This is a genomic window from Natrinema sp. LN54 (genome assembly GCF_052439245.1).
Taxonomy (GTDB): Archaea; Halobacteriota; Halobacteria; order Halobacteriales; family Natrialbaceae; genus Natrinema; species Natrinema versiforme_A.
The window spans coordinates 157,841-171,276 of the sequence record NZ_JBQVRP010000005.1; the positions used below are offsets into that span (position 1 = coordinate 157,841).

13 protein-coding genes are annotated in these 13,436 nt (G+C 65.5%); 8 read left to right on the plus strand and 5 right to left on the minus strand.

Annotated features, from left to right (window positions below; all coding sequences use genetic code 11):
* Positions 1 to 359: 359 nt before the first annotated feature.
* The gene (locus ACT4ML_RS16045; RefSeq protein ID WP_444721766.1) at positions 360 to 899 is read right to left on the minus strand and encodes a TrmB family transcriptional regulator; all 540 of its coding nucleotides are present in this window, start codon (positions 897 to 899) and stop codon (positions 360 to 362) included.
* Between the two features lie 258 nt (positions 900 to 1,157).
* On the opposite strand from ACT4ML_RS16045, the gene ACT4ML_RS16050 reads away from it, so the two are divergent.
* From ACT4ML_RS16050 to ACT4ML_RS16080, 7 genes are all read left to right on the plus strand, one after another.
* Positions 1,158 to 2,486 carry a 5'-deoxyadenosine deaminase gene (locus tag ACT4ML_RS16050; protein ID WP_444721767.1) on the plus strand — a complete coding sequence of 443 codons (1,329 nt, stop codon included), beginning with the start codon at positions 1,158 to 1,160 and terminating at the stop codon, positions 2,484 to 2,486.
* An 84-nt stretch (positions 2,487 to 2,570) separates the two neighbouring features.
* Positions 2,571 to 3,401: a YqcI/YcgG family protein gene (locus ACT4ML_RS16055; RefSeq protein ID WP_444721768.1), complete on the plus strand. Its 831-nt coding sequence runs from the start codon at positions 2,571 to 2,573 to the stop codon at positions 3,399 to 3,401.
* The gene (locus ACT4ML_RS16060; protein ID WP_444721769.1) at positions 3,398 to 3,976 is read left to right on the plus strand and encodes a cysteine hydrolase family protein; all 579 of its coding nucleotides are present in this window, start codon (positions 3,398 to 3,400) and stop codon (positions 3,974 to 3,976) included. The genes ACT4ML_RS16055 and ACT4ML_RS16060 overlap by 4 nt, the downstream gene beginning before the upstream one ends.
* A gap of 413 nt (positions 3,977 to 4,389) precedes the next feature.
* Positions 4,390 to 5,244 carry an NAD(+) synthase gene (nadE, locus tag ACT4ML_RS16065; protein ID WP_444721770.1) on the plus strand — a complete coding sequence of 285 codons (855 nt, stop codon included), beginning with the start codon at positions 4,390 to 4,392 and terminating at the stop codon, positions 5,242 to 5,244.
* A 916-nt stretch (positions 5,245 to 6,160) separates the two neighbouring features.
* On the plus strand, positions 6,161 to 6,442 hold the full coding sequence (locus tag ACT4ML_RS16070) for a hypothetical protein (RefSeq protein WP_444721771.1): 282 nt from the start codon (positions 6,161 to 6,163) through the stop codon (positions 6,440 to 6,442).
* Between the two features lie 73 nt (positions 6,443 to 6,515).
* Positions 6,516 to 7,655, plus strand: coding sequence for a DUF4350 domain-containing protein (locus ACT4ML_RS16075; protein ID WP_444721772.1), 1,140 nt, complete (start codon positions 6,516 to 6,518; stop codon positions 7,653 to 7,655).
* A gap of 17 nt (positions 7,656 to 7,672) precedes the next feature.
* Complete coding sequence (locus tag ACT4ML_RS16080; RefSeq protein ID WP_444721773.1) at positions 7,673 to 8,758, plus strand: AAA family ATPase; 1,086 nt, start codon at positions 7,673 to 7,675, stop codon at positions 8,756 to 8,758.
* 54 nt (positions 8,759 to 8,812) lie between these two features.
* Here ACT4ML_RS16080 and ACT4ML_RS16085 read toward each other — a convergent pair whose 3' ends face one another.
* The 4 genes from ACT4ML_RS16085 to ACT4ML_RS16100 all read right to left on the minus strand — a co-directional run bounded on the left by ACT4ML_RS16085 (position 8,813) and on the right by ACT4ML_RS16100 (position 12,086).
* Positions 8,813 to 9,706 carry a hypothetical protein gene (locus ACT4ML_RS16085; protein WP_444721774.1) on the minus strand — a complete coding sequence of 298 codons (894 nt, stop codon included), beginning with the start codon at positions 9,704 to 9,706 and terminating at the stop codon, positions 8,813 to 8,815.
* The gene (locus ACT4ML_RS16090) at positions 9,703 to 10,311 is read right to left on the minus strand and encodes a hypothetical protein (RefSeq protein ID WP_444721775.1); all 609 of its coding nucleotides are present in this window, start codon (positions 10,309 to 10,311) and stop codon (positions 9,703 to 9,705) included. Before ACT4ML_RS16090 ends, ACT4ML_RS16085 begins: the two co-directional genes overlap by 4 nt.
* On the minus strand, positions 10,308 to 11,831 hold the full coding sequence (locus tag ACT4ML_RS16095) for a DUF58 domain-containing protein (protein WP_444721776.1): 1,524 nt from the start codon (positions 11,829 to 11,831) through the stop codon (positions 10,308 to 10,310). Before ACT4ML_RS16095 ends, ACT4ML_RS16090 begins: the two co-directional genes overlap by 4 nt.
* A gap of 108 nt (positions 11,832 to 11,939) precedes the next feature.
* Positions 11,940 to 12,086, minus strand: coding sequence for a hypothetical protein (locus ACT4ML_RS16100; protein WP_175416537.1), 147 nt, complete (start codon positions 12,084 to 12,086; stop codon positions 11,940 to 11,942).
* Between the two features lie 177 nt (positions 12,087 to 12,263).
* Between ACT4ML_RS16100 and ACT4ML_RS16105 the strand changes: the two genes are divergently transcribed.
* Complete coding sequence (locus ACT4ML_RS16105) at positions 12,264 to 13,436, plus strand: NAD-dependent epimerase/dehydratase family protein (protein WP_444721777.1); 1,173 nt, start codon at positions 12,264 to 12,266, stop codon at positions 13,434 to 13,436.

The following is a 13,436-nucleotide window of genomic DNA, read 5'->3' on the forward strand; positions in this document are numbered from 1 at the left end:
TGCAGTGAACATGTGGGTGTGATCTCGGATTAGGAGTCGATCCGCGACGATGGCGAGGGCATGTTTGGCGAGGCCACGGATCGCAGTCGTTCAGTGTGGCCTTTCGATTCCTCGCCAAAAACCACTTTCTCACTACGCATGTTAAGACTTTCGGCATATACTCACAATATATTCACGAACACAGGAGTAGGAGGATACGATACACGAAATCCATTGTCGCTCGTTCAGTTGCGAATATATTCGGCGGTTCATCCTGTTCTCGATCCTTCGAGCGGACCGGATCGATCGGTGGCATGGCGTCAGTCGCTGCGACAACCCGGTGTTCTTCGATACGCAACATTTCGACGCGCTCACAGCCCTCAGGTGCTTTTCGATTCCTCCTCTCGCATCGGTGCCTCCAAGAGAGCGACGTCGAGGATCACCATGTTTTCGCTCTCGTTGACGGCGACGATCACACCGCCGAGGACGAGGTTCGCGACCGGCGTCGGTCCGATCGCGATTTCGTCGCCCTTCTCGAAGCCCCGGACCGACTGCTGAAAGTGGACCTGCGCCCGGCACAGGTCCGGATTGTGGACGGTCGTGAAATCGATCGTGTCGACGGTCGCCGTGACGCGGTCGTAGTTTCGTGCGAGAGTGACCGATTCGGCGTCGGCCAGCGGCTCTCGGTCGAGGACCTCGTAGGCTGTCTCGGTCGGTTTGTACCCGCCGCTGGGTCCTGGGATTCCCTCGACGAGGTCGAGCGAGCGAAGCGACGACATCTGGTTCCGGAGCGTGCCCGGCTTGCGGTCGAGCGTAGCCGCGAGGTCCGTTGACGAGACCGGCGAATCGGTCGCCTGGTACTCGTTGACGAGTTCGGTAAGCGTTCGTCGTTGCCGTTGAGATAAATCAATCGTGCTCATCGTCGTACATGCACCGTACACGCTCTTCGTACTTAGGTATCGAGGGCCGGAACGTCGCCGCCGCCGTGCGGTTATCGATCGTCGAATTGGACGGCAGCAACGACATCGATAAATCGATTATAGACACTAAGGATGGGTAAGTTCTACCGATAGTCGAACTATCTCTCGAGCCGCTCCCACCGAGCTTCGCTCGCCGCGTCGAACCCGATCGGCCTGAGTCCAAACCGTTTTGCCGGTGGAACTGTATTCTCGGGTGGTATGATACTTTCCGGAACGGTCATCGCCGACGCCGACACCGTCATCGAGGACGGGGCGGTCGTCGTCGACGACTCTCGAATCGCCGCCGTCGGTCGGCGAGCGGCTCTTCGCGACCGATACCCGGATCGCGAGGAGCAGTCGTACGATATCCTCCTGCCGGGGCTGGTCGGTGGTCACCTCCACTCCGTACAGAGCCTCGGTCGCGGCATCGCCGACGATTCGGAACTGCTCGAGTGGCTCTTCGAGTACGTCCTCCCGATGGAGGCGTCGCTCTCGCCCGAGGAGATGGAAATCGCGGCGAAACTGGGCTACCTCGAGATGATCGAGAGCGGGACGACGACCTGCATCGATCACCTCTCGGTCAACCACGCCGAGCGCGCGTTCGAGGCGGCCGGCGAGATCGGCATCCGCGGCGTCCTCGGGAAGGTGCTGATGGATCGGCGCTCGCCGGCGGGACTGCTCGAGGAGACCGAGGAGGCGCTGGCCGAGAGCGAGCGGTTGATCGAGGAGTACCACGGCGCGTTCGACGACCGAATCCGGTACGCGGTGACGCCGCGCTTTGCCGTTTCCTGCAGCGAGGAGTGCCTGCGCGGGGCGCGCGAACTCGCCGACGAGTACGACGGTGTTCGGATTCACACGCATGCGAGCGAGAACCGCAGCGAGGTCGAGACGGTCGAGGAAGACACCGGGATGCGGAACATCCACTGGCTGGACGAAGTCGGCCTCACCGGCGACGACGTCGTCCTCGCACACTGCGTCTGGACATCGGAGAGCGAGCGCGAACTGCTCGCGGAGACCGGTACGCACGTCACCTACTGCCCGTCGTCGAACATGAAACTCGCGAGCGGTATCGCGCCGATCACCGACTACCTCGAGCGCGGGATCAACGTCGCGATCGGCAACGACGGCCCGCCGTGTAACAACACGCTCGATCCGTTCACGGAGATGCGACAGGGAAGTCTCCTCCAGAAAGTCGACGGACTAGATCCGGTCGCCGCCCCGGCCGAGACGCTCTTCGAGATGGCGACGATAAACGGCGCGAAGGCGACCGGATTCGACCGTCTCGGCGCGCTCCGCGAGGGGTGGCGTGCGGACATCGTTGGGTTGGATACCGATCTGACTCGAGCGACGCCGCTGCACGACCCGCTCTCGCATCTCGTCTTCGGCGCGCACGGCGACGACGTGGCGTTTACCATGGTCGACGGCAACGTCCTCCTCGAGGACGGCGAGGTCACCGTCGTCGACGCGGATGCGATCCGAAAACGGGCAAGAGCGATCGATCTTTCGCTCGAGGAACACCGCGACGACGCGGCCGACGCGCGACCGTGACGCCAGTCGCGGCGAACCCGCTAACTAACGCTGCAGCCGTCCGAACCGATAACTAAAAGGTCTGAAAGGTCCGAACTCTACTCGATGACCGATTCCGTCGTCGGCACGCTCAACGACCAAGCGACCGTCGCGGCACGCGTCGACGCCGGTGACGCCCCCGATTGGGTCGCGGCCCACTGGGAGTCGTTCCGCGACGGGCTGTTGGGCGAGCGAAACGACAGCCCGTTCCCCTGCTTTTTCGGCGTCGAATCCGTCCAGAACGGCGATCCGCTGTACACGGCCGTCCCGTCGATGACCGACAAAGACGCCCTGCTCGAGCTGGGCCGAACGCTGCTCGAGTACCTCGAGACGTATCAGGATCACAGCGACCGCGCGTCGTTAGTGACGTTTTTCAAACCACCCGACGGCCGTCTATCCGAGGCGGAGTACCATCGCGCGCTCTGGCACATTCTCCAGTTTCTCCACGTTCACGATCCGGAACCGTGGCCCGAACGGATTCCGACCGAGCCCGACGACCCGCATTGGGAGTTCTGCTTCGGCGGCGAGCCGATGTTTCCGACCTGTCGCGCGCCGTTTTACGAGACGCACAAGAGCCGCTACTGCCCGATCGGCCTCGAGATCACGTTCCAGCCGCGGGCGCTGTTCGAGGCGTTGAACGTCACCGGCGACACCGAGGCTGGCCAACACGCCCGAGACGTGATTCAGGACCGACTCGAGGACTACGACGGCGTCTGTCCGCACGCCGATCTCGGCGACTGGGGGAACGAGGGCGATCGCGAGTGGCCGCAGTACATGCTAACGGAAACCGAAGCCGAAGCGCCGAGCGAGTGTCCGATCACCGTAACCCGGGCCCACCCGAAGTCGGAGTATCTCCTCGAACCATCGAGTCGCGCCGCACACGGTGATCGGAGATGAGCGATAGTTCGGCCCGCACGGCCCTCGTGCTCATCGACTTCCAGCAGGGGTTCGACGACCCCGTCTGGGGGAGTCGCAACAATCCGGACGCGGAATCGAACGCGGCGCGACTTCTCGCCCACTGGCGGACGGCCGGATTGCCGATCGCCCACGTTCGCCACGATTCGACGGAACCGGAGTCGCCGCTTCGCGGCGACCAGCCGGGATTCGAGTTCAAACCGGAACTGGCTCCTCGAGACGGTGAGACCGAGTTCGTCAAACGGGTCAACGGGGCGTTCGTCGACACGGAGCTGGAGCCGTGGGTACGCGAACGGGGTGTCGACTCGCTCGTGATCTGCGGCCTGACGACGGATCACTGCGTTTCGACGACGACCCGAATGGCGGAGAATCGAGGCTTCGACGTCACCCTCGTCCGGGACGCGACGGCGACGTTCGGGCGGACGTTCGACGGGGAGCAGTTCGCCCCGTCGGTGGTCCACAAAACCGCCCTCTCACACCTCGAGGGCGAGTTCGCGGAAATCGGTTCGACGGACGAGATCCTCGCGACCGTCACCGCCGAATCCGCCGGTGAATGATCGCATTCAGCAGTGTGGGGCTTGGTCCCGATCGACCCGTCCTCGAGGGCGCGTGTTCGCCGCCTTCGACCCTCTCCGGCCGGTACCGAGTTGAGTCCTAAATCGCCGAATCGAATCGCAGCCCCTGCTCCCGAACCCTCCATCTCCGCAAAGCGGACGATTCCACAGTGGAAATGGTCTTCTGCAGCATATATATTATAATATACTCATCTATGGGTTCACAAGTGGGTAAGGAATCGACTAGAAACTGTTATAACTCATGATCGAACTCTCGTAACGTGAACGATGATCTATCCGTCTTCCAACGCGGCTTTCGACCCGGTCTCGAGTGATTCACGGCCGGTCGACCCGTACGACCGTCGTTGCACTCGGCGTCCGACTACCGCTTCAGTTCGTCTCCCGCCGATGGAACGATGACGGTGACCGGTTCGGATACGTCCGTCGAGGGCCTCCCTCGCGATTCGGACGGTCTCGCTACGACCGACGAGGCGCTGACGACCCTGCGTGAACGGCTCCCCGCGTTCCTCGAGGAACTGGTCGCCGACGCCAGCGCGGACGGTCTTGTAGTGCGACTGGACGGCAGTGTCGAAACGACGGTCGCGGCGACGCTCGCCGTGGATGCGATCGGCGAGGAGCGCGTAACTGGACTCGTGATGCCGGCGTTCATTAGTCACGAGGCGATCGCTCGAAACGCGGAGGCCGTCGCCGAGTCGCTGGGAATCGACCACAGCCGACTCCAACTCCAGCCGGTACTGGCGGCCGTTCAGGAAGCGGTCGGCGAATCGGACGGACCGGTCGACGACGTCGTCGCGACGAACAACATGCTGTCACGGCTCCGGATGGCCTGTACCTACTACGTCGCAAACACGTCGAACGCTCTCGTCGTCGGCCCGATCGATCGCACGCGGTACCTCCTCGGGTCTGCGACGAAATACGGTGAAACGGCGGCAGACTGCCTGTTGTTCGGTGATCTCTACCGAACCGAAGTGCGAGCGCTCGCCCGACATATCGGGATTCCCGAGGACCTCGCCGTCGAAACGGCGGGGTCGCCATTGTACGCCGGGCAGTCGGCGACAGAACAGCTAGATGTCTCGCCGGAAACCCTCGATCGCATCCTCCGACTGCGGTTCGACGAGGGATCAGAGACCGCGACTGTCGCGGATCGGCTCGGCATCGACGAGGCGCTCGTCGACCGACTCAACGAGTGGTGTACCCGAACCCGGCACAAACGACAACGACCGCCGACGCCGGGAGCGTATCGCTGCTAACTGTTCGACTCTCGTCTGCAGGACCAATGACAAATGCGCTATCCGTCTCGGAACCGCGACAGCCGCAGCCCCCGAACTCGTCTGGTTCCCTGTGAGAAGTTCGCTCTCTCGTGAACTGCAGTCGATCTCTCCGACGGCTCAACGCAATTCGCTGTTCTCGTCACTGCGTCCGAATTACTCGTTCAGAGCAGCTAATTCACTGTCTGCATAGCTCTGAACCCTCGTGTTAGCTAGGGAAGCCGCTCTAAAAACAGTATCGAGCTGGTAGATATCATTTTCTATATCTTGAATTGGGTATCCGATTGCGTTCTGATGCCGCATTTTTGTCTCGAGTCTGAAGTACATAACGAGAGAGTGAGTGAAGCGATAAATCAGCGGACTAAATCGACATGAGCAGCGTATACCAACAGATTAGCCTTCATCAGATCGCTCGTATTACTGGAACTCTTCTGCGTTACCGACCGCGCCTATCGATAGTAGTTCCCGTATCTCGAGCAGTATCTGAAATTGGTATTTCGGCGAGATAGAATCGAATACTCACTCGAGGACCGATTCATTTTTCGGTCCCCCGTCCCGAACCCGCGTGACGCTCTCAGTGCTGTGAATGATCACACATCGTGGTTGATTACAAGGGTATGTTCGTAAAGTTGGGTCGGAAGTTTCGAACGGTCGAATCGACGACTCATCCGCGGTGGCCCTTTACCCACCGACCGTTTCGCGGCTGAAGGGGCCCGCTACGCAGCGTACGTGAAAAGTAACGATGGCAATAACCGTTAGGGACATCTAGTGGGTGTGACTATCCCAACGAACACAACGATTGCGGTATCTGGAACGGGAACGGCGAGAATCGATACGAGTTCCGTATCCCGAGTTACTCGCTGTATGTTTATACACCCTGTCGGGGTACGGACGATGGATGGCGACCCCGCGACGGATGCGATTCGTCCACGGTCAACTCGCGTGGATGGTAGCGACGGTGCTCGTCCTCTCGTTGCTCGGTTCGCTCTCGTACGAGCTCTTTTTCGTCCTCTCACTGCTCGGACTGCTCGTCGTCACCGAACTCACGGCACCGATCAACGTGACGCCGGAGTGGCGGGCCCGTTTGCGGTGGCTCACGCTACTCGGGTTGTTCGGGTTCGCCGCCCTCATACTCCATCGGATCCTGGGACTGCTTCCCCCGAAGGTGATCCCGTGGTGACCCATGCTCGAGCGGCGCTCGTCCGGTTTCGTCCCGGCGTCACACGGCCGTCGACGCGATCGGAGGTGATCGCGTGAGCTGGCACGCCGGCGTCCTGAAAGACGGTGAAATCGTCTGGCCGCGTGCATTGCTGGTCGCGCTCGCCGTGGCGACCGTCGTCGCGCTGGGCGTCTTCGCGGCCACGTCCGCGGCGGCGTTCAGTCCGTACAATCCCTCGTGGGACGGGACGACCGACCTCAGCGATTCGCTCGAGAACGATCCCGACGCCGAGAGCGAACTCGTCCGCGATGCGGACAGATACGAGGCGTTCGCGAACGAGTCCGCCGCCAACGAGACCGTCGCGTTCGTCGTCGCGCCGGACGAACCGTACGCGGCCGAGGACGCGGCGCGGATCAGGGAGTTCGTCGAGAACGGGGGCACGCTCGTCGTCCTCGAGAACTTCGGCGAGAACGGCAACTCGCTGCTCGCGGACGTCGGTGCCCAGGCCCGTGTGGACGGGAGGCTGGTGCGAGACGAGTACAACCACGACGGCGGGCCGGCGATGCCGGTCGCGACCGCCGTCGAGAACCACTCGATGACCGACGGCGTCGACCGGGTGACGCTCAACTACGCGACGGCGGTCGAGCCGGGGTCGGAGAACACGACGGTACTCGCCACGACGAGTAACGTCTCCTACCTCACGGAAGACGACGAGCGCCTCGGACAGGAAGACGAACTCGGGTCGCACCCGGTCGCGACCGTCGAGAACGTCAGCAGCGGGGCGGTCGTCGTGATCGGTGATCCGAGCATCGCGATCAACTCGATGTATACCCGCTCGGACAACGATCGGTTCGTCCGAGAACTGTACGAGGACAACGACCGCGTCCTGCTGGACGTCTCGCACGTTTCCGACGTGCCGCCACTGGCTGCAGCGGTCCTGACGATCCGTGGCGTCCGTCCCCTTCAGGCGTTGCTCGGGGCCGGCGGCATCGCCGCGATCGCGGCGCTGTCCAGCCGCCGCGTTCGCTCGATCGGAGCCCGCGCCCGGCGACTCATCTCGGGCGAACACTCCGGGGACGCCCCTCGAGAGCGACGCCGTTCGGACTCGCTCCTGTCCGACGACGACCGGGCGGCGATCCTTCGACAGCGCCATCCCGATTGGGACGACGATCGGATTCGGCGCGTGATCGGGGGCAGGACCCGCGATCGACGGAACCGGGACGATAGCGACTGACCGAGTTACCACCGACCATGACACGACGAACGAACGAAACCGATCCACGATCCGACGACGCTAGTCCAGTCGATCCGGCGGCGATTCACGACGCACTGTGTGCGGAGATCGATCGCGTCCTCGTCGGCAACGACGACGCGGTCGAACTGCTCACGATCGCCATGTTGACGCGAGGCCACCTCCTCCTCGAGGGGGTCCCCGGCGTGGCGAAGACGACGCTCGCGGACCTCTTCGTACGGGCGAGCGGGCTCGAGCACAGCCGCGTCCAGATGACGCCGGACATCCTTCCGGCGGATATCACGGGGACGGAGATCTACCGCGAGAACAAGGAGGCGTTCGAACTCCAGCGCGGCCCGGTCTTCGCGAACGTGGTCGTCGCCGACGAAATCAACCGCGCGACGCCGAAGACCCAGAGCGCCCTGCTCGAGGCCATGCAGGAGCGCCACGTCACGATCGGCGGGGAGACCCTCGAGTTGCCGACGCCGTTTATGGTGATCGCGACGCAGAACCCGATCGAGATGGAGGGTGTCTTCGAACTGCCGGAGGCCCAGCGCGATCGATTCCAGTTGAAACACCGAATCGAGCTTCCAGACGAGGACGACGAACTGAAACTCGTCGATCGCTTCGACGACGAGCCGACGCTCGGACCGGACGCTGTCGAGCAAGTCGTCAGCCGCGAGGAACTGCTCGCGGCTCGCGACCGCGTGGCGTCCGTCCACGTCGCCGCACCCGTCAAGGAGTACCTCGTCGATCTCGTCGGCGCGACGCGGGGCCACCCCGACGTCGCTCACGGTGCCTCGCCGCGGGCGACGCTCGCGTACCTCGACGTCGCGAAAGCGCGGGCCGCGATCCACGGCCGCGAGTACGTCATTCCCGACGACGTGAAAGCGCTCGCCGAACCCACGCTGATCCATCGGCTCGTGCTGTCTGCCGACGCCGAACTCGGCGACGTCGCCGCGGACGACATCATCGCGGACATCCTCGAGTCGGTCGATGTCCCGGTGATCGACGCCGCGAACGAGCCGCAAGCGGTCAGCGACGGTGGCGACACCCGTGACAGCGGCGATGGCCGTGACGGTGGCGACAATGCCGGGCGGCCGTAATCAGCGCCGCGTCGCAGTTCGGATCGCGAGTATCGGGTAGTAACCGAACCGTGTTCACTCCGTTCTCTCGTCCACGTGGTCCCAGCGGCAGGTGACCAGCCACTCGTCGGGCGTCTCGCCCGCGTCGACCGCGAGTTCGATCGGCCGATCGAGAGCCTCGGCGACGCCGACCGCGAGAAACGAGGCGACGGGGTGGTCGACTCTGTCGACATCGCCGAACGCGCTCGAGTCGATCGCGACCGTGAGGCGGCCGTCGTCGGCGTCGACTGCCGGCTCCGCGCGCCGCGCGAGTTCGAACTGTTCGACGACCGCGTCGGCGAGGGTCGTCGCGGCGGCCGACGGCTCGGCCGGCAGCGGCTCGCCGAGCGTCCGCTCGAACTCCGCGAAGAGTCGCCCGCCGGTCGGCTCGAGGACGAGCCCCCGCTCGGCCGCTCGGGTGACGATCGGTCCCGATCGGTCGTCGGGAAGCTCGTACTCCGCTCGCTGTGGGACGAACAGCCGGACGGACGCGCCGTCGCTCCCGGGGAGATAGAGGCGCTCGTCGCGGAGGGAGAGGCCGTCGATCAGGGCGGCCACGTTCGTCGCGGCGGCGGCGTAGACGCACTCGCCGACGTCGGCGGCGACGAATCGCCCGGGGGTGAGATACGCCGTGAGTATCCCGCCGAACAGGCCGGTGCCGCCGAGGGCGAACAGCACCGCCCGCCCGTCGGGGAACAGGAACCCGCCGAGGACGGCGAGCGCGCCGACGACGGCGAGCCACCGCGCGGTGCGGCGGTACGTCGCCCGGGTAGCGCGGGCGTACTCGTCCCGGAGTCGGGCGTTCTCCTCGGCGAGGAGTTCGGCTCTGGCGGCCAGCTCGGCTCGATCCGGGGCCGATTGCACAGCGGTGTCGTCGGTCGGCGAGGACTGGGAGTCGGTACGATCGGGATCGTCGGTGGTCGTGCTCATCGTTCAGTGTCCGTGTCGGGCGTCGTTTCGTCCGACAGCGACGGCTCGCCGTCGGTCATCGATTCGTCGGTCGCTGCTCGCTCGAGGACGACGACGAGCCCGTACCGGTGGAGTCCGTACATGCCGCTGGCCACTGCGGCGAGCAGCGCGGCGGCGGCCACCCACAGCGGTTGTCCCGCCGGACCCAATGCGAGTCGGGCGAGTCCGGCGAGCGCACCGGCGCTGGCGAGCGCGGTCGCGGCGTACCGGATCGGAACGGTCGCCGCCGTTCGAGGGGCCGACGCGAGCACGAGCGCCACGAACCCCGCCTCGACGATCGCGAACGACATCGGGTCGATCCCGGCGGGAACGCAGACGACGAGCGCGACGTGGCCGAGCGCCACCGCGTACGGCGGCCCGAGCGCGTACCAGCCGGCGGCAGTCGCGACGCCGCCGATCAGCCCCGGCCATCCGGCGACGACCCAGAACGCCCCGACGAGCGCCGCGAGCGCGACGAGCGCCGGCACGTCGAGTTCGGTCGCCCGGCCACCGGCGGCTCGAGCGCTCCGGTCGTCCGTCCCGCCGGCTCCGGCCGCTTCGGTGGCGGCGGTCGACCGCTCGCTCATCGGCGACCACCCCGGTCGCGCGCCGCTTCGAGGACGGTTCCGAGTCGATCGGCGGGGCCGACCTCGAACGCCCTGACACCCTCGAGCCGGCCGAGGTCGCGGCGGAGCGACTCGAATTCCCGGTAGCGCTCGTAGGCCCGCTCGATATCGTCGAGGCCGCCGGGCTCGTAGAGGACGCTCGGCGCGAGAAACACCGTGACGTCGCTGTCGTTCCGTCTGGCCAGCGAGACCGTTTCGCGGACCTCGGCCGGATCGGAATCGTCGGTGAAGACGATCGTCCGCGTCGCGGACACGGACGACGCCAGCGACGTCCGGACCGCGTCGGAAAGCGGTCGATCCCGATCCCGGCGGCTATCGCGCCGCGACTCCGCGTAGAACGGGCGCAGCGTCTCGGCGAACGGATCGGTGTCGCCCTCGAGGTCCCGGACCGAGTGACGGGCCGTCCGTCGCGTCGCACCGCCGTGGACCGGCGGGGACGGGCCGGCGTCGTCCCGCGTCGCTCGAGGCGTCTCGGAGCGCCCGCCGTCGGTCGCCTGCGGTCGCGCGCGGGCGGTCGAGGCCTGCGGTGACGGCGTCGCGGGCGTCGGCTCGACGTCGAGGAGTTCCCGGCGGATCGTCGCGTACGCCTCCGCCGTCGCGGCCGGCTCGAGATCGGTCGTCACGCCGCGGTCGCCCACACAGCGGAGCCCGAGCGGATCGTCGCTGTCGCGGGCGCTCTCGGCCGTCGCGAGCATCACTTCGCGGAGGTAGTCGAGTTTCGTCTCCGACGGCGGACCGGTCGCGAGGGGCCGTCGGTGGTCGACCACGAGGAGCGTCCGGCGGGTCGTCTCGGTCTCGTACTCGCGGACGTGAGGCGTCGCGAGCCGCGCGGTCGCTTTCCAGTCGATCCGCTTTGCCGCGTCGCCGGGGACGTGTTCCCGGAGTTCGGCCGGCTCGAGGCCGCGGCCCGATCGCCGCAGCGCGTGTTCGCCGTAGACGCTCGTGAGCCGGTCGCCGCCCTCGCCGACGTGGATCGCCTGCGGCCCTCGAGACTCGACCGAGACCGTCGGCGAACCGCCCGCGGCGAACGTCTCGCGGAAGCGGCCGTCGGTCGCAGTCACCCGCGCCGGGTCGAACGTGTGCGTCCCCACGACGGGCCAACTCGCGACCGCGGTCCGCTCCGCGCCGGTCGTCTCCGGTTCGACGGCGACGGCCGTCGCGTCACCGTCGGCCGTCTTCGTCGCCGTCGGCAATCCCGCGTCGACATCGAGATGCAGCGGGGCCGGGTCCGCGAGCGTCGCGGCGAGAGTCACCGGAACCGATTCGTCGGCGCGGACGCTCGAGGACGGCATCGACCGGGTGACGGAGAGCCCGCGCCGCGTCCGCTCGAGGGCGGCGAGGAACGCGGACTGGGTCGCGAGGAGCCACGCGCCGATCAGCGCCACACCGGCCAAGAGGAGGGGACGCTCGAGGACGACCGCGAGCGCGGCCAGAAAGCCCGCGAGAGAGACACAGCCCCACAGGTGACGTGTCACGCGCATACTGGTCGTCCCACCGGAACGGGTTTGAAGGTACTGGTCATCGGCGACTGGTGCAATTCCACACCGCGGCGTCGGGGGTCGTTGGACGAGTCGCGTGCGGACCGACCGTCACTCGTCGTCGCGGCGCTCGCTGAGGTGCTTCCAGATTTCGACGCATCCCGCGCCGTCTCGCAAGTCGTCGACCAGTTCGTCGTCCGCTTCGTCGGCTTGGTCGGTCGGTTCGGTCTCCTCGGTTGTATCGCTCGTGTCGGCCATACGAACCGACCTTGATTCACCGATGGTAATAAGTTTGCACTATTGGACCCTGATACTCTCACGAGATCGGACCGGTGAAACGGCGGAACTGTTCGGTAGATAACGCCTATGGAAGTATCATCGGTGCTTACCAATGGATACACTTTTGACCCTGTTCGGAACACTATCGATAGCATCATGTCAGTACTGCTCACCGGCGGAGACGGCTATCTCGGATGGCCGACGGCAGTTCGGATCGCATCTCGAACCGACGAACAGGTCGTCCTCGTGGACAACTTCGCGCGACGAGGCTGGGTCGAGACCGTCGGCTCGACGAGCGCCACTCCCGTCGCGTCCATGGACGACCGCCTCGACGCGCTCGAGGAGGTCCACGGCGTCCGGAACCTCTCGTTCGTCGAGGGCGACCTCACCGACGGCGACTTCGTCGACCAGTTGCTCCGCGTCCACGAGCCCGAGACGATCGTCCACACCGCGGCACAGCCGTCCGCACCGTACTCGCAGATCGGCCGCGAACGAGCGAACTACACCCAGCACAACAATCTCCAGTCGACACGGAACCTCCTCTGGTCGCTTCACGAAAACGATCTCGAGGACACGCACTTCGTCGAGACCACGACGACCGGCGTCTACGGAGCCCCCTCGTTCCCCGTCCCCGAAGGCGGCGCGACGATGGAACACGGTGGCGAGCGCGACGAGGTCCCGTTCCCCGCGATGGCCGGCTCGTGGTACCACCTGACGAAATCCCACGACGCGGCGAACATGCGGCTGGCCCACGAGCAGTTCGACATTCCCGTCTCCGACGTTCGAACGGCGATCACGTACGGGACCGACACGACGGAGACGGCGGTCGATCCCCGGCTCGGGACGCGGTTCGACTTCGACTACTACTTCGGCGTCGTCGCTCACCGGTTCTGTGCGCAGGCCGTCGCCGGCTACCCCATGACCGTCTACGGCCGCGGCCAGCAGCGCAAGCCCTTCATCGCGCTCGAGGACGCCGTGGAGGGACTGGCCCGGCTCGCGCTGTCCGATCCGGACGACCGGCCCGACGACCACACCGTCTACAATCAGGTCACCCGCGCGATCAGCATCGTCGAGATCGCCGAGACCGTCGCCGACGTGGCCAACGAATACGGGCTCGGCGTCGAAGTCGAACACTTCGAGAACCCGCGTTCGGAGGACGAGACACACGAGATGGAGATAGAAAACGACCGGTACGACGCGTTGATCGGCGGCCGATCGACGACGTTCGAGGACGGCGTCCGCTCGATCATCGAGACGCTCCTCGAGAACGAGTCGACCATCGTCGCCCACGAGGACCGGTTCCTCCCCGACGTACTGAGCGAGGGCTGA